This window comes from Pantoea jilinensis (assembly GCF_019104105.1).
GTDB classification, from domain to species: domain Bacteria; phylum Pseudomonadota; class Gammaproteobacteria; order Enterobacterales; family Enterobacteriaceae; genus Pantoea; species Pantoea eucalypti.
Window position 1 is genome coordinate 3,488,330 of record NZ_CP077746.1, and the last position, 18,810, is coordinate 3,507,139.

The window sequence follows — 18,810 nt, forward strand, 5'->3', positions numbered from 1 at the left end:
TGTAAATAATGTTTTATTAAAAAGGTGCAGTGCAATTAAACAGCCGTGAGGAAACTTCCGCGCGCTAAACCACTGCGTCGCCACCAGGGAAAACCATTCATTCATTCCCGCACTCATCGGAATTGCAGCCAGTATGCAATGCCAGCCGTTGCCGCCGCACGCGGAACGGGCAGAGCCTGTACTGTGACGGGAAAATAAAAATAACAGGTGCACCATGACTTCACATCGCCAACGTCCAGCGCATAAAATCTGGCGTAACTGGAAAAGAATATCGTTCAGTAGCCAGATGTTATGGAATAAGAAACAGCAGAGACTCTGTCAGGCACCGGAATATGATCCGGGACAGGAAGATAATGTCGTATTGGTCTCGCAGCAGAAAGATCTGCCGGAGATTCCAAAAATTGTCTGGATGGTCTGGCATAACGATCACCTGCCCACCTCAATGGCGCTGAACATCAGTAAAATCCGGCGGGATAATCCCGATCACCAGGTGTATCTGATTACACAGCGCACGCTGTCGCAGTGGCTGCCCGAACTCAGCTTTATCTCTTCGGATCTGACGCTGGCCCATAAAAGTGAAATTATCCGGCTTGAGCTGATTCACCGTTATGGTGGCATCGGCATCGACTGCAGCACCCTGCTGTTTGAGAACCTCGCCTGGGTGCATCGCGCGCACGAGGCACGGCCAATGGATCTCATCGGTTACTACCGCGAGCAGTCAACGATGAACCTGCTGGCGCCGGTTACTGAGAGCTGGTTTCTGGCCGCGCCACCGCAAAACCCGTTTATTCGCGAATGGCTGAAACAACTGGCGCCGGTTAAAAACGTCGGTATCCGCAACTATTTCCATGAACTGAAGAAGCGCGATGATTTTCCGCTGATTGTGCAGAATATTGATAATCCCTCGCGCCAGCTCCTGTCGCTGGCACAGCAGGTTGCAATGCGTGAATACCGGCGGGCCAATCTCTATCTGCGTAAAGGCGAAGCCAGCGCCTGGTACTATCAGCGTTTACATGCCGACAGCAGCAGCGCCTTTGCGCAATCCGTGATGTTTCATCAGCGGCCACAGACGCCACCGCCGATTATCAAATTAACCGGCAACGAGCGGCTACATCTCGATTTCAATCTGCGGCTTGGTTTGTATAACCGCAGCAGTTTGATCGGCGAGATGATGCAGACCACACCGCCTGCGCTGGCATTGCCCTCAGCGGTCAAAGCGCGCGCGTAGCCACTGCGTGAACGTGGTGACCGCGCGGGGGACCTGCGCCGCCCAGGGCCGAACGATCCACAGGCGGGCTGCAAAGGCCTCAACAGGCTGCCACGCCGGCAGCACCTGCCGCAATGTACCGGCTGCCAGCGCCTCACGGGCGCTGAAATCGGGCAGCATCGCAATCCCCAGTCCCTGCAGCGCCGCATCGCGTATTGACTCGCTGTTGTTGGTGGCAAAGCTGCCCTGAATCCGCACCTGCACCTGTTCGCTATCCGTTGTCGTCTCAAACCGCCAGCGCGGTGACTCGATGCCACGTGGGTAGTAAAGACAGTTGTGCTGTTTCAGATCCTGTGGCGACTGCGGTACACCCTGCAGGCTGAGATAGGCGGGTGAGGCCACCAGCAACGTCCGGGTATCGCATAGCGGCAACGCGACATGGGTTTCCGGTAGCGTGTCACTGTGTCGAATCGCCAGATCAAAGCCTTCGCTGCTCAGTGACACGATGCGGTCGGTCACATCCAGCTGCAGACGCACCTGCGGATAGTCACGCAGAAACTCGCCAATGATTGGCACCAGTTGCTGACGGGCAAACGCCACTGGCGCGGTCATCCGCACCAGACCCCGCACAGGTCCGGCGGTATCGCGCACGCTGAAAAAACTCTGCTCGATGCGGGAAAACGGTTCGCGGAGCTCCTCCACCAGCTTCTCGCCTGCTGACGTCAGTCGCACACTGCGCGTGGTGCGCTGTACCAGCAACACACCCGCCATCTCTTCCAGCTCTTTGATTTTCTGACTCATCGCCGCTTTGCTGACGTCGAGCCGCTCTGCCGCGCGGGTAAAACTGCCCTGCTCTGCCAGTACGGTTAGCCAGTGCAGATGATCCCACAGCGCATCCGTTTTCATCTCTTTCATTGTGATTGTTCACTATAGCGAATAATTATTTCAGGCTACGCGCTTTTTCCCGCCGGATAAAGCGGTCACCATAGCGTTATTAATCATGATGAGGAATTCGCTATGCCACTGCTGCAATTTGATGTTATTCAGGGTCGTTCAGAATCCGAACTTCGTACACTACTGGATGCAGCGCACCGCGCTGTGCTTACGGCCTTTAACGTGCCTGAACGCGATCGCTACCAGATTGTTCAGGAAAACAAGCGCTATCAGATGGTGTTTCAGGATACCGGACTGGGATTTACACGCAGCGATAATCTGGTGATGGTGCGGGTCTATACCAGCCCACGCAGCAGCGAACAGAAACAGCATTTTATGGCGGAGCTGGCACGTGAGCTGCGCGAACATTGTGGTGTGCAGGGCAACGATTTAATGATCAGCTTTATCACCAACGACAAAGGTGACTGGAGTTTTGCCGACGGCGAAGCACAATATCTCACCGGCAAACTCTGAAAAACGTCCTGACCTCTGCTCTGCCGACGGTGCGCGCCAGCCACCGTCACGCCTGATAACCTCCCTTCTGGAATGACAATAAACCAATCTGCTCTCCACCGCACAATTCGGGCCGGATATGTTGCAGCCGGATGACAGCCAATATAGATTGTCGAAAAACCATCCCCCGAAGATGGCTGGTTGCGTGAAGCCTCGCGTAACCCTGAAAAGAGGATTTCCCATTGTCCGAATTGGTGTCCGTCGCCTTGTTTCTGGCCGCTATTGCCATTTATTCCTGTAAAGCCGGGCGTAACAAATTCTGGTTTATTGTTGTTCTGATTCTGCTGGTGCTTTTCGTTGTGCTGAACGCCACGCTCTATGCCAGCAACTATTTTACGGGTGACGGCATCAACGATGCGGTGCTGTATACCCTGACCAATAGCCTGACCGGCGCGGGCGTCAGTAAATATGTGGTGCCGGCGATTGGGCTGATCATCGTACTGTTTCTGCTGTTCTGTCTGCTGTCGTGGATTCTGCGTCGGCGTAAGCGTCCCCATCACATGGGCTGGTCGCTGCTGGCGGCTGTCTGCGCGCTTGGCTCCGTGCAGACCACCCCGGCTTTTCGCCAGGTCGCAACGCTGATTGTGTCGCATACCCAACTGGCGGATTCTGACTTCGACAACTTCTACAGAGTGCCGCGTAATCGCATTGAGCAACCGCACCTCAACGTGGTTTACATTTATGGTGAAAGCTTAGAGCGCACCTATTTTAACCCCATCGCTTTTCCTGGCTTAGCGCCGGAGTTAAGCCGGCGGAAAGAGCAGAGCATCGACTTCAGCGAAACCGAACAGCTGCCTGGCACCGATTACACTATCGCGGGCATGGTTGCCTCACAGTGTGGCATTCCGCTGTTTGCGCCGTTTGACGGCAATGCATCGGCGTCACTCTCCAGTTTCTATCCCCAGAACGTCTGTCTGGGCGACATCCTGAAAAACTCCGGCTACCAGAACTGGTTTATTCAGGGCGCCGATCTGCGTTTTGCCGGTAAAGATATCTTCCTGAAATCGCACGGTTTCGATCCCGAAAACCTGTATGGTTCGCAGGAACTGAAAAGCCGCGTTGCCGATCCCACCTACCGCAATAACTGGGGTTATTACGACGACACCGTGCTGGATGAAGTCTTTGAGAAATATCAGGAACTCTCACAGGCCGGTAAACCTTTTGCGCTGTTTACCCTGACCGTCGACACCCATCATCCTGACGGGTTTATCTCGCGCAGCTGCGATCGCCGGAGTTATAGCATTGAGGGCAAACCAAACCAGTCATTCAGTGCAGTCGCCTGTTCGCAGGAGCATGTTGCGCGTCTGATTTCGCGCATACAGGCGTCACCGTGGTTCAAAAATACCGTGATTGTGGTGAGTTCCGATCATCTGGCGATGAACAACACGGCGCATGCGTGGCTGGTTAAACAGCCTCGTCGCAATCTGTTTATGGTGATTCGCGGCGATAAACCGCAGGCGGAGCTGATGGAGGCGAAGCGCAGCACGCTGGATAATGGCGCCACGCTGCTGGATATTCTCGGTGGTGACAATGCGATTGGGCTGGGCCGCAGCAGCCTCTCCTCGATTTCGCTCTCCACCCAGTTCGACGATATGAAAAGTAAGGTGACGAGCTGGAAACCCGACATCATCCAGTTGTGGAACTTCCCGAAGAAAATAGACAACTTCACGGTGAATCAGGCGAAGAATACCTTCAGCTTCTCAGGTACCACCTTTAAATTGCCGATTCTGTTCCGTATCAGTGACAAGCATGTAGAGCCGATGCCGGAAGGAGAATATTCGGCTCCGCTGCGCTATCAGCTGGCCGATTTCGCCGCCGCTGATAAATTTCTCTGGGTCGATCGCTGTTTTAAAATGGCGCGGCTCTGGCAGCCTTCGCTGGCCCTCTCCGGCGATCTCTGTGTGGCGATGGGGCAGTTCGGTGGCACGCCGTCGGTGACGCACGTCGATAAAGCGCAGTGGAAAGGCAAAGTGAAGTTCCCGGACGGCGCCGTCAGCGATGCGCGTTACCAGCAGAACCTGGCGCAGCTTCGTATTGAAGATAACAATATTCGCTACAGCGCCGACAGCTTTCGACTCGACGTGCCCGGCGCACCGGAGAGTGTTAAAAGCTTTAGCGGCATCTCACGACCAGAAATCTGGGGACGCTGGTCTAACGCCAATCTCGCACCAGAAGTGCATATCGACTATGTCGATGCGCTGCCCGCAAAGTTCGATCTGGTGATCACCGCGCGCGCGTATGGCCCTAACGCACACCGGGCCATTCCGGTTCGGGTCGGCGACCAGCAACAGTTGCTGTCGCTGGGTGAAGAGGTTTCGACGCATACCCTGCATTTTGACAATCCAACTGCCAGCCATCGTCTGGTGATTGCACCACCGGAGCCGCAACTGAGTAACACCGGCAATATCACCGGTCAGGATCCGCGCAAATTAGGCATTGGTATGGTTGAAATTAAAATCGTGCCACAGTCATAACGCCCATTTTTCTGGTCACGCCTCTGCGGATTCCCGCAGAGGCCCATCACCTGAAATCCTGTCTGACTTCACCGGGTCAGTTCCCCGCTCAGGGCCTGTCGCGCAGCGCTTCCAGCTTCTCGCGCTGCTGACCGTCGGCGGTAAAGTTATCTTCGGCCAGCCAGCGCTGCATCCCCTTTTTCACCTGTGGCCATTCGCTGTCGATAATCGAGAACCAGCTGGTGTCACGCGAACGCCCTTTATAGACGATGGCCTGACGGAACTCGCCTTCAAAACGGAAACCAAGCCGTGCCGCCGCTTTTCGTGAAGGGGCATTACAGCTGTCGCACTTCCATTCATAACGGCGATAACCTAGCGTCTCAAAGGCATAACGCATCAGCAAAAAATGCGCTTCCGTTGCCATGCGGGTCTGCTTCAGCCGGGGTGAGAAAGCGACATGCCCGACCTCCATCACGCCATGTTCAGGCTGGATGCGCATTAAAGATAGAGTGCCCACCGCCTGCTCTGTAGCAAGATCGATCACCGCGAAATGCAGTGGATCGCGACTGGCCTCCAGTTGCTTTGCATAATCCTGAAATGCCTGCCGGTCACTAAATGGCCCCATAAACATGTAAGTCCAGTCACGCCCATCCTCAGCCTGCGACCACGCCTCAAACAGGGCATCGCTATGCCGTGCCACGCTGTAAGGCTCCAGCCGGCACGCCTGCCCAGTGAAAATCTGATGCTGCGGTAATGGACGGGGTTGCCAGTCTGATAGAGGCTGACCGACCGGCTGACCATATTGATTAGTATGTTGTGACATGCTGCCTCCCGGCTACAGATGATATCTGCAGATTGCCACTATCATGGTGGGTTAAAAAGTACCACAATCATGAAAAATGATAGATCCACGGGAGCAGACGATGAAGCCACAGATCCCCCCTTTGCTGCTGGCTCCATTGATACCAGCCGGCGGGACAACGCTGCAGCAGCAACTTTATCAGCGGATAAAGCAGGGCATTTTGCAGGGTCAGCTTGCTGCAGGAACAGGGTTACCTTCCACACGTCAGCTGGCACTTGAGCTACAGGTTTCACGTAATACGGTGCTTAACGTCTGGACACAGCTTCAGGCAGAGGGCTATCTGATGAGCGATAGGCATGGCAGCCGTATCAGCTCACTGGCTTTGCCGGCCCGGCAGGCGGATGACGACACGTTAGCCAGCTGGCCGCTGGCAAAACGGATGGATCCCTTTTATCTAAGTCAGTGGGCCGACACCGGCTCACTACCCCTGCGTCCCGGCATACCCGCCCTGAACCATTTCCCGATGGCGGCATGGCGACGAGCGCTGAGTCAGGTAACGCACCACACACCACCGCAGCTACTCGGCTATGGCGATCCGCTCGGCGATCCCGAACTGCGTGCTGTACTGGCGCAACAGTTGCGGATCACACGCGGTGTACGTTGTGATGCCGGACAGATTGTGATTACCGAAGGTGTGCAGCAGGCGCTTACGCTGTGCGTCGCCCTGCTAAGCAATCCGGGCGACCATGGCTGGATTGAAGATCCGGGTTATCGCGGTGCCAAAGCGGCTCTGCAGGGCGGGGAACTTAACGTGATCCCCATCTCCACCGATCACCAGGGGCTGGCCCCTCAGCCGATACACTGGGAACAGACCCCGCCCCGTCTGATCTACACGACGCCCACCCATCAGTATCCCACCGGAGCAGTAATGAGTGCGTCCCGTCGTTTGGCGCTGATTGCTGCTGCGCAACAGCATCAGGCGTGGATTATTGAAGATGATTATGATGGCGACTTCCATTACCACGGTGAGCCTATTATGGCGATGCAGGGCATGACAGATAATGCCCCGGTTATCTACCTCGGCTCATTCAGCAAGACCCTGTTCCCTGCGCTGCGTATCGGTTTTATGGTGCTGCCCGCGCCGCTGGTCAAGCGTCTTCGACCGGCACTGCATCAGATCCTGCGCGGCGGAAACCGTCTGGAGCAGCAGGCGCTGACCCGTTTTATTCTCAATGGTGATTATCGTCGCCATCTGGGCAAAATGCGTCGTCTCTATCGTCAGCGACAGGCATTGCTGCGAACCGGACTACAGCGCGCTGCGGGTCAGGCGATTTCGTTGCTGGGCGGTAACAGCGGTATGCATCTGGTGCTGCCACTCGAGCCTCATCGGGATGACGTCGCCATTACCCGCAAGCTGCACCAGGCTGGCTACGCGCCTGGTGCTCTTTCGACTTTCTATCTGACTGAACCGGTGCAGCAGGGGCTGGTTATTGGATATGGTAACTGCAGAGACACACAGATTACCGCAGCCACAGGCCAGCTAAGTCGATTACTTGGCTGGCCCGGCTAACGTGATCATTTCGCGCTGATGAGGCTGGCCGGTGCGGCAATCGACTGGCGAATCATCAGACGGGCATCAAAGCGCGGCATCGGCCCGACGGCTTCGCCGCGTATCTCTGCAATCAGGCGTCGTGCCGCTTCACGGCCCATCTCATAGACTGGCTGTGCCACCACCGTCAGCGGCGGGGTGACAATCTCACTCCACGGAAAATTGTCATACATAACAAATGAGAGATCGGCAGGGATTCGCAGTCCGCGCTGCGTCACTTCACGCAGCAGCCACATCGCGACCACGCTGTCAGAGGCCACCAGCGCCGTGGGCGGCTGCGGACGCTGCCACAGCTCGGCCACGATACGGGCGATTTCCACTTCATCCAGCGCGTTCACTTTCACCAGCGTCGGATCAAATTCCACACCCGCGGCGGCAAAGGCCTGCATCATGCCGCCGACGCGCTGGGCGACTGGCGTCAGGCCAAAATCGCCTGGCGTGCTGTAGTCGGTTGCCAATGCCATGCTGGTGATATAGGCGATATAACGGTGGCCTGCCTCCAGTAACTGGGCGGTGGCGTCTGCGGCGACATCAGTAAATTCGCAGCAGATCGCCTCTACTTTAAGGCCATTCACAGCGCGATCAAACAATTTCACTGCTCTGCCCTCCTCCAGAACCTGAGTCAGGTGACTGTTGAGATGGTGCTCTGAACAGCAGGGCGCAACGATAATGCCGTCAACCCGCTTTTCCAGCATCACCCGCACCGCATCCTGCTCAGCCTGCAGCTTTTCATCGCTGTTACTGAGCAGCAGATGGTAACCGGCCGTGCGCGCCACATCGGCCATGCCGCGCAGCGCCAGGCCAAAGTGGGGATTTTCGATATCGCCGACAATCACTCCAATGGTATTGGAACGTCCTGTGTTCATGCTGCGGGCCAGAGCATTCAGACGGTAGCCCAGCGCGGTGGCGGCGCTGTTGACCCGCTCCTGCACTTCATCACTGACTGCCCCATAGCCTCCCAGCGCGCGCGCCGCCTGAGCTTTAGAGACTTTTGCTGCGCGTGCCACATCCGCCACGGTAGGCGCTTTCGATTGCCGTTTCTGACTCGTCATAATTATTTTGAATCACAGGTTGATGACAGGAATATTGACGCCGAAAAAAGGCTGTGCTTAAACTCATTGTAACCCCTTGAGACCGGTCTCACAATGCCCATGTCTTAAGGTGCCACCTGTGTTGAGACCGGTCTCAATTATAATCGCTGGCTCAACAGTCTCTGATGTTTAAACCTGCAAAAACGGATGAGCTATGAAATCGCAAACCCCCCGGGGCAAACTGCTGGGCACACTGCTCGCACTCTGTTCACTTTCGTTCTGTACGCTGGCTGCCAGCGATAACAATCCTTATGGGCTGATCGAACCCGACCAGCTACGCATCGCCAGCGTCGGCGACTCCAAACCCTATACCTTCACGGATGCCAGCGGTCAGTTCACCGGCTTCGACGTCGAATTCTTCAGAAATGTCGCCCACCGAATCGGAATCGATAAGGTCGATTTTATTGGTCAAGACTTCTCGGCGATTATGCCAGCAGTGGCCAATGGTCAGTATGACGCGGCGGTGGCGGCTATCGGCATCACCCCGGCGCGGGAAAAGACGGTCGACTTTTCAACCGGCTATCTGGCGGGATTTCTCACCGTTCTCACCCGCGCTGACAGCGGCGTGAAGAATGTCGCCGGCCTGGCGAAACACCGGCTTGGCGTCGTTCAGGGCACGCTGCAGGAGAGCTATGCCGTCGAACACTTCACCCAGACCGATCTTGTCCGCTTCCCGGATAACAACAGCGCCGTTTCCGCACTCAACAACGGCACGTTAGACGCCATCTTCCTCGACTATGAGGCGGCAAAAAGCTATGCCGAACGCTTCAGGCTGGTCTCTGCCGCCGACATCCCCTCGTTTGATGCACCGGCCGGCATTGCCATTGCCAAAGGCAAGCCCGCCTTCAAGGCCGCACTGGACAAGGCCATCAAAGCCGCCATGCAGGATGGCACCTGGCAACGGCTCTATGAGAAATGGTTTCCCGGATCGCCGATGCCAAAACAGTATCTGCCTGGCGGCCAGTAAAGAGGCGGACGTTCGCGTCCTGAGTTAACCGGGGGAACCCCCGCCCTGCATGGAGACGGCGATGGACTTGCTCACCATTCTTTCCCGCACCTTCTTTGATTTTCCATCAATGATGGAAGTGCTGCCGCAGATGCTGGCCACCGGACTGGTCAACACGGTGATTATCTCGCTGGCGGCAACGCTGCTCGGCACGCTGTTTGGTCTTCTGCTGGCGCTGATGGGCATCTCGCCTTCACGCTGGCTGCGACTGCCTGCCCGGCTCTATACCGATCTGTTTCGAGGTCTGCCCTCTATTCTAACTATTCTTCTGATTGGTCAGGGCCTGGCGCGATTCAGCTATCAGCTGTTCGGTCCGACACCCTACCCACTGGGGATCTTCGCGCTTAGCCTGATCGCCAGCGCCTATATGGGCGAGATTTTCCGCGCCGGTATTCAGAGTGTTGAACGCGGCCAGATGGAAGCCTGCCGCGCGCTGGGGATGAGTTATGGACGGGCAATGCGACTGGTGGTGATCCCGCAGGGGATCCGCCGCGTGCTGCCCGCCATCGTTAACCAGTTTATCGCCATCATCAAAGATTCCTCGCTGGTCTATCTACTGGGCCTGATGACCCAGCAGCGCGAGCTGTTCCGCGTGGGTCAGGATGCGGCGGTACTCACCGGCAATCTCTCGCCCCTGATGCTGGCCGGACTGTTCTATCTGATCATCACCGTACCGCTGACGCACATGGTCAACTATGTCGATGTGCGTTATCGCACTGGTCGCCGTCGCCTGACGGTTCCGCAAAGCGGCTTAAAAGAGGTGGATGAAGTCAGGCCGCCCAGCGGCGCACTGATCACGCATCCCCGCATCGGAGGCAACCATGAATAACCTGAGCAGCACAACGGACGCGACCTGGCACGGTGCCAGCCTGGAGCTGCGCGAGCTGACGCTGGCCTATGGCCCGATTGAGGTGCTGCGTAAGGTCTCGCTGCGGGTTGCGCCTGGCAGCACCACCTGCATCATCGGGCCATCCGGCTCAGGTAAATCGACACTGCTGCGCGGCATCAACCGACTGCATGAGCCGCAATCGGGAGATGTCCTGCTGGCTGACCGATCCGTGCTGCACGACAAGCCCGATACGCTGCGGCTGCGGATTGGCATGGTGTTTCAACACTTCAATCTCTTCCCCGATCACAGCGCGCTGGAGAACGTGGCGCTGGCCCCGTGGCGGGTCAAAGGCCTGCCCAAAGCGCAGGCGATGGCGATAGCGCGTCAGCGGCTGGAAGAGGTCGGGCTGGGTCAGCGCGCAGACCACCGGCCACGCGATCTCTCCGGCGGCCAGCAGCAGCGTGTCGCGATTGCCCGTGCGCTGGCGATGGATCCCGAAGTCATGCTGTTTGACGAGGCGACCTCCGCGCTCGATCCCGAACTGGTGAAAGGTGTCCTGACGCTGATGGCGGATCTCTGTCGTCGCGGCATGACGATGGTAGTGGTGACACATGAAATGGGCTTTGCGCGCAAAGTGGCGGATCAGGTGGTGTTTATGGATGAAGGCGAGATTGTTGAAGCCGGGCCGCCGGGCGCCATTTTTGATGCACCGCAGTCACCGCGTCTGCAACGTTTTCTCTCTGAAGTGCTGTAACTGAGTAAGGAACCTGATAATGGCAGTAAAAACTGAAATGAACGTGGTGGTACTGGGTGGTGGCGTCATCGGTGTGTCGACGGCGCTGGAGCTGACAAAACGCGGTGCCACCGTCACACTGGTGACCGAAGCCGCGCTCTGTTCCGGGGCATCGGGACGCTCGCTGTCGTGGCTTAACTCGGCGGGTGAACGCTCCTTGCCCTATCACGCGCTGCGTATGGCGGGCATTGATCGCTATCGCACCTTATTTGCTCAGCATCCTGACCTCGACTGGCTGCGTTTTGATGGCGGGGTCTGTTGGTTTAGCGACGATGAGGCCGGAACGCAGGCGCGGCATGCCTATGAAAAAGCACACGGCTACGACTCACAGCTCATAACCGCGGATACCGTGGCGCAGGCAGATGCGACGATCGATCCCGATGCGCTGCCGTCACAGGCGATATTCAATCCCGGTGAAGGCTGGGTCAGCCTGCCACACCTGACCGATTATCTGGTGAATCAGTTCCGGGCGCGCGGGGGTGAAGTGATAGAGCACGCCGGTAAAACCAGTGTGATCACCGGGCATGGCCGTGCCTGCGGCATCCGCAGTGATCTGGGAGAACTGCGGGCTGATGCGGTGGTAGTCGCCTGCGGCCCCTGGACACCGGATGTGGTTGCACCACTGGGCGTATCGATCCCCAACGGATCGCCCGTCTCAATGCTGGTGATCACTGAACCAAGCCAACATGAACTCAAAGCGGTGCTGAACACGCCACGCGCCGCTATCCGGCCCAACCCTGGCAACCGTTACGCTCTGGATCATGACTGGTATGAGGAAGATATCCAGCCACTGGCCGGAGGCGATTACCATATTGATAAGCAGGTGGTGGTGAAGCTGGCGGACGAAGCGAGCAGGCTATTACGTGGCAGCGAGTCGCTCAGCGTCCAGAGCTGGAAAATTGGCCTGAAGCCGATTCCCGGTGATGGCGATCCGGTTCTGGGCCAACTGCAGAAGGTGCCGGGCTGTTTTGTCGCGTTCACGCATTCGGGCGCAACGCTGGCGCTGATTGTCGGAGAATTACTGGCGGAAGAGATCGTAAGCGGTGAGAAGCATCCGATGCTGGCGAGCTTTGGTGCGGAGCGTTTCAGCTAAAAAAAGCCGGTCATTGCGACCGGCTGATTTTATTTAACCGCGGAAGAAGATATCGCCTGATTTACCCATGACGATTTTGCCGGTGTCATTGGTAATAAGAATGTAGTTGGCGTTGATATAGGCCCAGTGGGTATTTGCCTGCGGGGCGGGCAGATTACGCTTTTGCCACTCGGTGATGGTGTACGTTTTATCGGTGTACTTCTCTGGCACGATGTCACCGATTTTGTACTCTTTGTAGTCGATGATGATGGTGCTGAGTTCGTAATTAGGGCGTGCGCCGTTGGACGGTGCCGGAGAAGTCGGCGTCGTCGGCGTAATGCCATCATTAGATTGTGAGCTGGTCTGCGGCTGGTTTTGCGCGGCACCGGTGTCCGGCTGAGCGCTGCCCGTATCAGGCGTAGCGGGCTGGGCACCCGGGTTTGCAGGCTGAATCTGCGGTGGTGGCGGAACGCTATCCGTTGCTTCGCCAGCAGCCTGTACAGCGGGGATCAGGCTCAGTGAGCCAACCAGTAATCCCATTGATAAAAGTACACGTTGAGTCCTGCGCATAATGATTTCCACGTTGAATTTTGACAGTCAGGCTAAAATTTATCGCACTTCAGTTCCGGTACGCTAATGCTATGTGTAAGGCAAAACAGCGCGATTCACTTTACTGCGCACAGCTCAGGTAACGGATCACTGTGCGACCACTTTATCCTGAGTTGCCAAATCGACCAACAACGCAATGCCTAAATAGTTGCTCCAGTTAAAGCCGTTCTGCAGCACCACAATCGCATTGCCATGACGTATATCGTAGCCGATAAAACTGGCATAGCCGCCAATATAGCCCACCTGATAAGTGATCTGCTGTCCTTCAATGGTGTCGGTGACCCAGGCGATATTCTGCGCCTGCGCGCCCTGCTGATACCACGGCCGGTTCACCGCCGCAAAAGCCCGACCCTGCGCCGTATCATCGGTGGCATTGAGGTGCGCGCGCAGATAGGCACTCAGATCGCGCGCATTGCTATAAAGACTGGCCGCGGCCACCATGTTGCCGTGAAAATGCCAGTCAGGCGTCAGCGTGCCACGGCGGATAAATTTCGGCTGATCGCCTGCATGGCCCAGCGCACGCAGCGGATAGCCCGACAGTGTTTCCGGGACAAAACTGCTTTGACTCATCTTTAGCGGGGTAAAGATAAGCTGTGACGCCAGCGTCTGAATCTCCTGATGAAAACGGGTGCGTATGATAAAACCGAGCAGCGCATAGCCGAGATTGGAGTAGTGTGGCATGCGTACCGCAGGTGCAGAGAAGTCCGCCAGATAAGTCAGCAGCCTGTCACTGTCGAGATTGCCATAGAAATTCTCGCCAGTGCCCAGATAACCCACGAACTGCAACAGCATCGGCAGGTCCATATCCTGACGCGGCAGGCCTGAGGTATGCGTCACCAGTTGCAGCAGGGTGATGCGCTGCGCATCAGCACTAAGATGAACCTCTTTCGGTAGCAGGTCGGCCAGCGTATCACTCCAGCGCAGCTTACCCTGTTCAACCAGCTGGATAATCACTTCAGCCGTCACGCCTTTACTCAGCGATCCCAGCGCAAACAGGGTATCGGGCGTGACAGGATAGTGATGCACCCTGTCAGTGACGCCAAACGGGTAATAGCGGGTCGGGCCGCCGTGATGAATAACGGCAATGCTGATGCCGGGAACCTGCTTCTGCTGCATGTAGTGATGCACGATGTCATCGACATTTTCGTGAAAGGTGGCGTGCGTCAGATAAACGCGGTCGCCTACCGGCGCGGAGGTTTGCGACAGGGTTCCACAGCCCGCCAGCAGGAAGATCATGACGGGCATAAATCGCATTATGACTCTGCCGATCCCGTGGCTGCTATCGGCCAGCCGTGCGAGGTATACAGCTAAAGCCTGGCTGCCGGAAAATCCACTTTTCATTTAATAATCATCAGGTTAATTTTATTTACTACGCAGCAGCCTCTCTGCAGCGCAAAAATGTACCACAAAGTGCAGCAGGCTATCGCCTGCATAATGGGGTCAAAATGGTGTTAAACGCGGTTTAACCTCATGCCAGCGCCGGACAGGGTTAGCTGTGTTGAACGCCCACAAGGGTGTACACTGCTGCGGTTTTAAGGCTCAACGCCGCGCTGAAATTTTCACATGCCCGGGAGGCAACCGCATGAAAGAAGGCCCACTGTCCGAGAAAGAGCTGCAATGGCTGGAAGATATGCTGGAAAAATATGGCAGCGAAGCGTCGATTATTGATGTCTCCGAGCTGGATGGTCTGCTGACTGCCGTTCTCTCCGGCCCCACTACCGTTGAACCCAGCCAGTGGCTGGTGGCCCTTTGGGGCGGCGAGAAGCAGATTCCAAAATGGAGCAACGAGCGTGAAATGACGCGCTTTATGTCGCTGTGCTTCCAGCATATGAATGATGTGGCTGATCGTTTATCTGAGTTCCCGGAGCAGTTTGAACCGCTGTTTGGCATCCGCGAGATGGAAGGTCTGGAATTTACCGTGGTGGAAGAGTGGTGCTTCGGTTACATGCGCGGTGTCGCGCTGACCGACTGGTCTGCCCTGCCTGCGGATCTGCAGCCTGCGCTGGACGCTATCGCTCTGCACGGCGTGGAAGAGAATCTCGAAAAGATCGACGCCATGACGCCAGACGAAATGGAAGCCAGCATTGAGGCGATCCGCCCTGCCGCCCTGGCGCTGCACGATCACTGGATCTCTCAGCCGGAAGCGATTCCCGTGCCTCAGAAACCGGTCGCGGCAGAGAAACTGCCTGGCCGCAACGATCCCTGCCCGTGCGGCAGCGGCAAAAAATATAAGCAGTGCTGTCTGCATTGATTGACTGCTTAGCCTCACGCTCTGCCGGGCGGCTATTTGGCCCGGCATGCTTCTCTCACGATCCACGACAGTTTGACCTGCATCACTCTACCCATCCCCTTACCTGAATAGACTGCTCACGACTTGAACAGCTTCACGCTTATCGCTAAGGTAAGCGCGATTTTACCCGTCAGGAATAACCATGATCACCATCGCGCTGATTGACGATCACCTCATCGTCCGCTCCGGCTTTGCCCAGCTGCTGAGCCTGGAATCTGATTTCCAGGTGGTGGCGGAATTTGGTTCCGGCCGTGAGGCGCTGGCGGGTCTGCCCGGCAGGAGCGTGCAGGTCTGCATCTGCGATATCTCAATGCCGGACCTTTCCGGACTGGAGCTGCTGAGCCTGTTGCCCACGGGAATAGCCACTATCATGCTCTCTGTCCATGACAGCCCGGCACTGGTGGAGCAGGCGCTGAATGCCGGTGCGCGTGGCTTTCTTTCCAAACGCTGTCGTCCCGATGAGCTGATCGCGGCGGTGCGCACGGTCTCCACAGGCGGCTGTTATCTGACGCCAGAGATTGCGATCAAGCTGTCCACCGGTCGGCAGGACCCGCTTACCCGACGTGAACGTCAGGTGGCGGAAAAACTCTCACAGGGCATGGCGGTTAAGGAAATTGCCGTTGAGCTGGCGCTGTCACCGAAAACCGTACATGTCCATCGCGCGAATCTGATGGAGAAGCTCGGCGTCAGCAATGATGTGGAGCTGGCGCGCCGCATGTTTGATGGCTGGCAATGAGTCCTTTTGTTTCGCGGCTGATCTCCGTTGTCGCCAGCTTTTTTATCTTTTCGGCGGCCTGGTTCTGCCTGTGGAGTATCAGCCTGCATCTGGTGGAACGCCCGGAACTGGCGGTGCTGCTATTCCCGTTTGGCCTGCGTCTGGGGCTGATGCTGCAATGTCCACGCGCTTACTGGCCGGTGCTGCTGGCAGCTGAGTGGATCATGCTGGTCTGGCTGGCGAAGGTGGTCGCGCTGGCGCATCTGCCGCTGTTAATGGCGGGCAGTGTACTGACGCTGCTGCCAGTGGCGCTGATCTCCCATTACCGCCATCAGCGTGACTGGCGCACGCTGCTGAGCCAGGGTGCGGCACTGATCGCCGCGGCGCTGCTGCAATCTCTGGCGTGGGCGGGACAGCAGGAGATGCTGAACGCCCTGCTACTGACGCTCACCGGTGGTCTGACGCTGGCCCCGACCTGCCTGGTCATCTGGCACTATCTCACCAGCACCCGCTGGCAGCCGCTGGGGCCGTCGCTGGTCTCACACCCGGTCAACTGGCGCGCCCGGCATCTTATCTGGTATCTGCTGCTGTTTGTCATCAGTCTCTGGTTGCAGCTTGGCCTGCCCGCTGAACTGTCGCGCTTTACGCCATTCTGTCTGGCGCTGCCGATTATTGCTCTGGCCTGGCACTACGGCTGGCAGGGTGCGCTGATCGCGACGCTGATGAATGCAATCGCGCTGATCGCCAGCCAGACCTGGCACGATCATCCGGTCGATCTTCTCCTCTCACTACTGGCCCAAAGTCTGACCGGACTGCTGCTGGGTGCGGGTATCCAGCGGCTGCGCGAGTTGAATCAGTCGCTGCAGAGCGAGCTGGCGCGCAACCGGCTGCTGGCGGAACGGCTGGTCGAAACAGAAGAGAACGTACGCCAGGAGGTGGCGCGCGAACTGCACGATGATATCGGTCAGACGATTACGGCAATCCGCACCCAGGCGGGCATTGTGCAGCGCCTTGCGCCGGATAATGGCCGGGTGATCCAGAGCGGCGTCCATATTGAGCAGCTCTCACTCGGTGTCTACGATTCAGTGCGGCGACTGCTGGGACGTCTGCGACCCCGCCAGTTAGATGACCTGTCACTTGAACAGGCAGTCCGCTCCCTGATGCGTGAGATGGAGCTGGAGGATTGCGGCATCGTCAGTCACCTTGAGTGGCGTATTGATGAGACGCTGCTGAGCGAAGCGCAGCGCGTCACGCTGTTTCGCGTCTGTCAGGAGGGGCTGAACAACATTGTAAAACACGCCAGCGCCAGCGCCGTGATGCTGAAAGGCTGGCAACAGGATGGTCGCGTTTTGCTGGTGATTGAAGATGATGGCTGCGGTCTGCCGCCAGGTTCCGGTCAGCAAAGCTTTGGTCTGGTCGGGATGCGCGAACGCGTGAGTGCGCTGGGCGGCTCCCTGACGATCTCCTGCACCCATGGAACCCGCGTCAGCGTGCATCTGCCGCTGCGTTCGGCCTGAGGAATCACCGTGTTTAACTTCCTGAAAACGCCCGCTAACGCCGCCCCGCTGCAGGACAAAGGTGAGATTGATAGCCGCTATCGCTACTGGCGACGGCACATCATGTCAACCATCTGGATCGGCTATGCCCTGTTCTACTTTACCCGCAAAAGCTTCAACGCGGCAGCACCTGAAGTGATCGCCAGCGGTGTGATGATGCGAACCGATATCGGCCTGCTGGCGACGCTGTTTTACATCACTTATGGCCTGTCGAAGTTCTTCTCCGGTATCGTCAGTGACCGCTCCAATGCCCGCTATTTTATGGGACTGGGGCTGATCGCTACCGGCGTGGTCAATATCCTGTTTGGCTTCTCCACCTCGCTATGGGCTTTTGCGCTGCTGTGGACCATCAACGCCTTTTTCCAGGGCTGGGGCGCGCCGGTCTGCGCGCGCCTGCTGACCAACTGGTATTCGCGTAACGAGCGCGGCGGCTGGTGGGCATTATGGAACACCGCGCACAACGTTGGCGGTGCGGTTATCCCGATCGTTATCGGCGCGGTGGCACTGCACTATGGCTGGCGAACCGGGATGATGATTGCGGGCAGTTTAGCGATACTCGCCGGACTGTTTCTCTGCTGGCGTCTGCGCGACCGGCCTCAGACTGTCGGCCTGCCCACTGTAGGCGACTGGCGACAGGATGAGATGGAGATGGCGCAGCAGCAGGAAGGCGCAGGTCTGAGTCGCAAAGCGATCCTGACCCGCTACGTGCTTTTCAATCCCTATATCTGGCTGCTGTCATTGTGTTACGTGCTGGTCTATGTGGTTCGCGCCGCGCTCAATGACTGGGGGAATCTTTACATCTCCGACACGCTGGGGGTGGATCTGGTGACGGCCAACTCGGTAGTCACCCTGTTTGAGCTGGGCGGTGTGATAGGCGCGCTGGTCGCGGGATGGGGCTCGGACAAGCTGTTTAATGGCAACCGTGGCCCCATGAACCTGATTTTTGCAGCCGGGATTTTGCTTTCCGTCGGCTCACTGTGGCTGATGCCCTTTACCAGTTACGTGATGCAGGCCGCCTGCTTTTTTACTACCGGTTTCTTTGTCTTCGGCCCGCAGATGCTGATCGGCATGGCGGCTGCCGAGTGTTCGCATAAAGAGGCGGCGGGCGCGGCAACCGGCTTCGTCGGTCTTTTCGCCTATCTCGGCGCGTCACTCTCCGGCTGGCCGCTGGCGTGGGTAATCGACGTCTGGCACTGGAGCGGCTTCTTTGCGGTGATTGCCACGGCGGCGGGGATATCCGCCCTGCTGCTGTTGCCGTTTTTAAATGCTCAGGCGCCGAGATCCCTGCCTGAAGCGTGATACGCCTCTCCTTTTTGCCCCAGGTGGGACAAA

General features: G+C 57.3%; 17 protein-coding genes. 12 read left to right on the top strand and 5 right to left on the bottom strand.

The window, feature by feature from the left end:
• The first annotated feature begins 214 nt into the window (after positions 1 to 214).
• Positions 215 to 1,228 (top strand): glycosyltransferase family 32 protein, encoded by a 1,014-nt coding sequence (locus KTJ90_RS16455; RefSeq protein WP_003850889.1) that lies wholly within the window; start codon positions 215 to 217, stop codon positions 1,226 to 1,228.
• Here KTJ90_RS16455 and KTJ90_RS16460 read toward each other — a convergent pair.
• Positions 1,205 to 2,122, bottom strand: a complete 918-nt coding sequence (locus KTJ90_RS16460; RefSeq protein WP_008925518.1) for a LysR family transcriptional regulator — start codon at positions 2,120 to 2,122, stop codon at positions 1,205 to 1,207. The genes KTJ90_RS16455 and KTJ90_RS16460 overlap by 24 nt on opposite strands.
• 102 nt (positions 2,123 to 2,224) lie before the next feature.
• Here KTJ90_RS16460 and KTJ90_RS16465 point away from each other — a divergent pair, with 102 nt between their 5' ends.
• Positions 2,225 to 2,614: a tautomerase family protein gene (locus KTJ90_RS16465; RefSeq protein ID WP_105099532.1), complete on the top strand. Its 390-nt coding sequence runs from the start codon at positions 2,225 to 2,227 to the stop codon at positions 2,612 to 2,614.
• 221 nt (positions 2,615 to 2,835) lie between these two features.
• On the top strand, positions 2,836 to 5,127 hold the full coding sequence (opgB, locus tag KTJ90_RS16470) for a phosphoglycerol transferase I (RefSeq protein WP_499025472.1): 2,292 nt from the start codon (positions 2,836 to 2,838) through the stop codon (positions 5,125 to 5,127).
• Positions 5,128 to 5,215: 88 nt separating this feature from the next.
• On the opposite strand, the gene KTJ90_RS16475 is transcribed toward opgB, so the two are convergent.
• A complete protein-coding gene (locus tag KTJ90_RS16475) occupies positions 5,216 to 5,929 on the bottom strand; it encodes a GNAT family N-acetyltransferase (RefSeq protein ID WP_039658841.1) in 714 nt (237 codons plus the stop codon).
• Positions 5,930 to 6,029: 100 nt separating this feature from the next.
• Between KTJ90_RS16475 and pdxR the strand changes: the two genes are divergently transcribed.
• Complete coding sequence (gene pdxR / locus KTJ90_RS16480; RefSeq protein WP_499025475.1) at positions 6,030 to 7,478, top strand: aminotransferase-like domain-containing protein; 1,449 nt, start codon at positions 6,030 to 6,032, stop codon at positions 7,476 to 7,478.
• Positions 7,479 to 7,483: 5 nt separating this feature from the next.
• Here the strand turns inward: pdxR and KTJ90_RS16485 are convergent, their stop codons facing one another.
• Positions 7,484 to 8,569, bottom strand: coding sequence for a LacI family DNA-binding transcriptional regulator (locus KTJ90_RS16485; protein WP_110411671.1), 1,086 nt, complete (start codon positions 8,567 to 8,569; stop codon positions 7,484 to 7,486).
• Positions 8,570 to 8,762: 193 nt separating this feature from the next.
• On the opposite strand from KTJ90_RS16485, the gene KTJ90_RS16490 reads away from it, so the two are divergent.
• From KTJ90_RS16490 to KTJ90_RS16505, 4 genes are all read left to right on the top strand, one after another.
• Positions 8,763 to 9,575 (top strand): ABC transporter substrate-binding protein, encoded by an 813-nt coding sequence (locus KTJ90_RS16490; protein ID WP_039658846.1) that lies wholly within the window; start codon positions 8,763 to 8,765, stop codon positions 9,573 to 9,575.
• 61 nt (positions 9,576 to 9,636) lie between these two features.
• Entirely contained in the window at positions 9,637 to 10,443 is an 807-nt protein-coding gene (locus tag KTJ90_RS16495; RefSeq protein ID WP_039658848.1) for an amino acid ABC transporter permease, read from the top strand.
• Positions 10,436 to 11,197: an amino acid ABC transporter ATP-binding protein gene (locus tag KTJ90_RS16500; RefSeq protein ID WP_105099530.1), complete on the top strand. Its 762-nt coding sequence runs from the start codon at positions 10,436 to 10,438 to the stop codon at positions 11,195 to 11,197. The genes KTJ90_RS16495 and KTJ90_RS16500 overlap by 8 nt, the downstream gene beginning before the upstream one ends.
• A gap of 19 nt (positions 11,198 to 11,216) precedes the next feature.
• The gene (locus KTJ90_RS16505; protein WP_485523424.1) at positions 11,217 to 12,329 is read left to right on the top strand and encodes an NAD(P)/FAD-dependent oxidoreductase; all 1,113 of its coding nucleotides are present in this window, start codon (positions 11,217 to 11,219) and stop codon (positions 12,327 to 12,329) included.
• A 33-nt stretch (positions 12,330 to 12,362) separates the two neighbouring features.
• On the opposite strand, the gene KTJ90_RS16510 is transcribed toward KTJ90_RS16505, so the two are convergent.
• Both KTJ90_RS16510 and KTJ90_RS16515 read right to left on the bottom strand, forming a co-directional pair.
• The gene (locus tag KTJ90_RS16510; protein WP_008925514.1) at positions 12,363 to 12,878 is read right to left on the bottom strand and encodes an RcnB family protein; all 516 of its coding nucleotides are present in this window, start codon (positions 12,876 to 12,878) and stop codon (positions 12,363 to 12,365) included.
• Positions 12,879 to 13,004: 126 nt separating this feature from the next.
• Positions 13,005 to 14,258 carry a serine hydrolase domain-containing protein gene (locus KTJ90_RS16515; RefSeq protein WP_499025481.1) on the bottom strand — a complete coding sequence of 418 codons (1,254 nt, stop codon included), beginning with the start codon at positions 14,256 to 14,258 and terminating at the stop codon, positions 13,005 to 13,007.
• A 241-nt stretch (positions 14,259 to 14,499) separates the two neighbouring features.
• Here KTJ90_RS16515 and KTJ90_RS16520 point away from each other — a divergent pair, with 241 nt between their 5' ends.
• The 4 genes from KTJ90_RS16520 to KTJ90_RS16535 all read left to right on the top strand — a co-directional run bounded on the left by KTJ90_RS16520 (position 14,500) and on the right by KTJ90_RS16535 (position 18,777).
• Positions 14,500 to 15,168: a YecA/YgfB family protein gene (locus KTJ90_RS16520; protein ID WP_003850904.1), complete on the top strand. Its 669-nt coding sequence runs from the start codon at positions 14,500 to 14,502 to the stop codon at positions 15,166 to 15,168.
• Positions 15,169 to 15,349: 181 nt separating this feature from the next.
• Positions 15,350 to 15,943 carry a response regulator transcription factor UhpA gene (gene uhpA / locus KTJ90_RS16525; protein ID WP_499025484.1) on the top strand — a complete coding sequence of 198 codons (594 nt, stop codon included), beginning with the start codon at positions 15,350 to 15,352 and terminating at the stop codon, positions 15,941 to 15,943.
• Complete coding sequence (gene uhpB / locus KTJ90_RS16530) at positions 15,940 to 17,439, top strand: signal transduction histidine-protein kinase/phosphatase UhpB (protein ID WP_110411676.1); 1,500 nt, start codon at positions 15,940 to 15,942, stop codon at positions 17,437 to 17,439. The genes uhpA and uhpB overlap by 4 nt, the downstream gene beginning before the upstream one ends.
• Before the next feature lie 9 nt (positions 17,440 to 17,448).
• A complete protein-coding gene (locus KTJ90_RS16535) occupies positions 17,449 to 18,777 on the top strand; it encodes an MFS transporter (RefSeq protein ID WP_003850910.1) in 1,329 nt (442 codons plus the stop codon).
• Positions 18,778 to 18,810 lie beyond the last annotated feature (33 nt).

Bases quoted from the DNA above. Each gene is read 5' to 3' on its own strand.
- pdxR (WP_499025475.1), top strand. From the start codon at position 6,030: ATGAAGCCACAGATCCCCCCTTTGCTGCTGGCTCCATTGATACCAGCC.
- uhpA (WP_499025484.1), top strand. From the start codon at position 15,350: ATGATCACCATCGCGCTGATTGACGATCACCTCATCGTCCGCTCCGGC.
- KTJ90_RS16455 (WP_003850889.1), top strand. From the start codon at position 215: ATGACTTCACATCGCCAACGTCCAGCGCATAAAATCTGGCGTAACTGG.
- KTJ90_RS16485 (WP_110411671.1), bottom strand. From the start codon at position 8,569: ATGACGAGTCAGAAACGGCAATCGAAAGCGCCTACCGTGGCGGATGTG.
- KTJ90_RS16505 (WP_485523424.1), top strand. From the start codon at position 11,217: ATGGCAGTAAAAACTGAAATGAACGTGGTGGTACTGGGTGGTGGCGTC.
- KTJ90_RS16465 (WP_105099532.1), top strand. From the start codon at position 2,225: ATGCCACTGCTGCAATTTGATGTTATTCAGGGTCGTTCAGAATCCGAA.
- KTJ90_RS16495 (WP_039658848.1), top strand. From the start codon at position 9,637: ATGGACTTGCTCACCATTCTTTCCCGCACCTTCTTTGATTTTCCATCA.
- KTJ90_RS16510 (WP_008925514.1), bottom strand. From the start codon at position 12,878: ATGCGCAGGACTCAACGTGTACTTTTATCAATGGGATTACTGGTTGGC.
- KTJ90_RS16500 (WP_105099530.1), top strand. From the start codon at position 10,436: ATGAATAACCTGAGCAGCACAACGGACGCGACCTGGCACGGTGCCAGC.
- KTJ90_RS16475 (WP_039658841.1), bottom strand. From the start codon at position 5,929: ATGTCACAACATACTAATCAATATGGTCAGCCGGTCGGTCAGCCTCTA.
- KTJ90_RS16460 (WP_008925518.1), bottom strand. From the start codon at position 2,122: ATGAAAGAGATGAAAACGGATGCGCTGTGGGATCATCTGCACTGGCTA.
- KTJ90_RS16490 (WP_039658846.1), top strand. From the start codon at position 8,763: ATGAAATCGCAAACCCCCCGGGGCAAACTGCTGGGCACACTGCTCGCA.
- KTJ90_RS16515 (WP_499025481.1), bottom strand. From the start codon at position 14,258: ATGAAAAGTGGATTTTCCGGCAGCCAGGCTTTAGCTGTATACCTCGCA.
- uhpB (WP_110411676.1), top strand. From the start codon at position 15,940: ATGAGTCCTTTTGTTTCGCGGCTGATCTCCGTTGTCGCCAGCTTTTTT.
- KTJ90_RS16520 (WP_003850904.1), top strand. From the start codon at position 14,500: ATGAAAGAAGGCCCACTGTCCGAGAAAGAGCTGCAATGGCTGGAAGAT.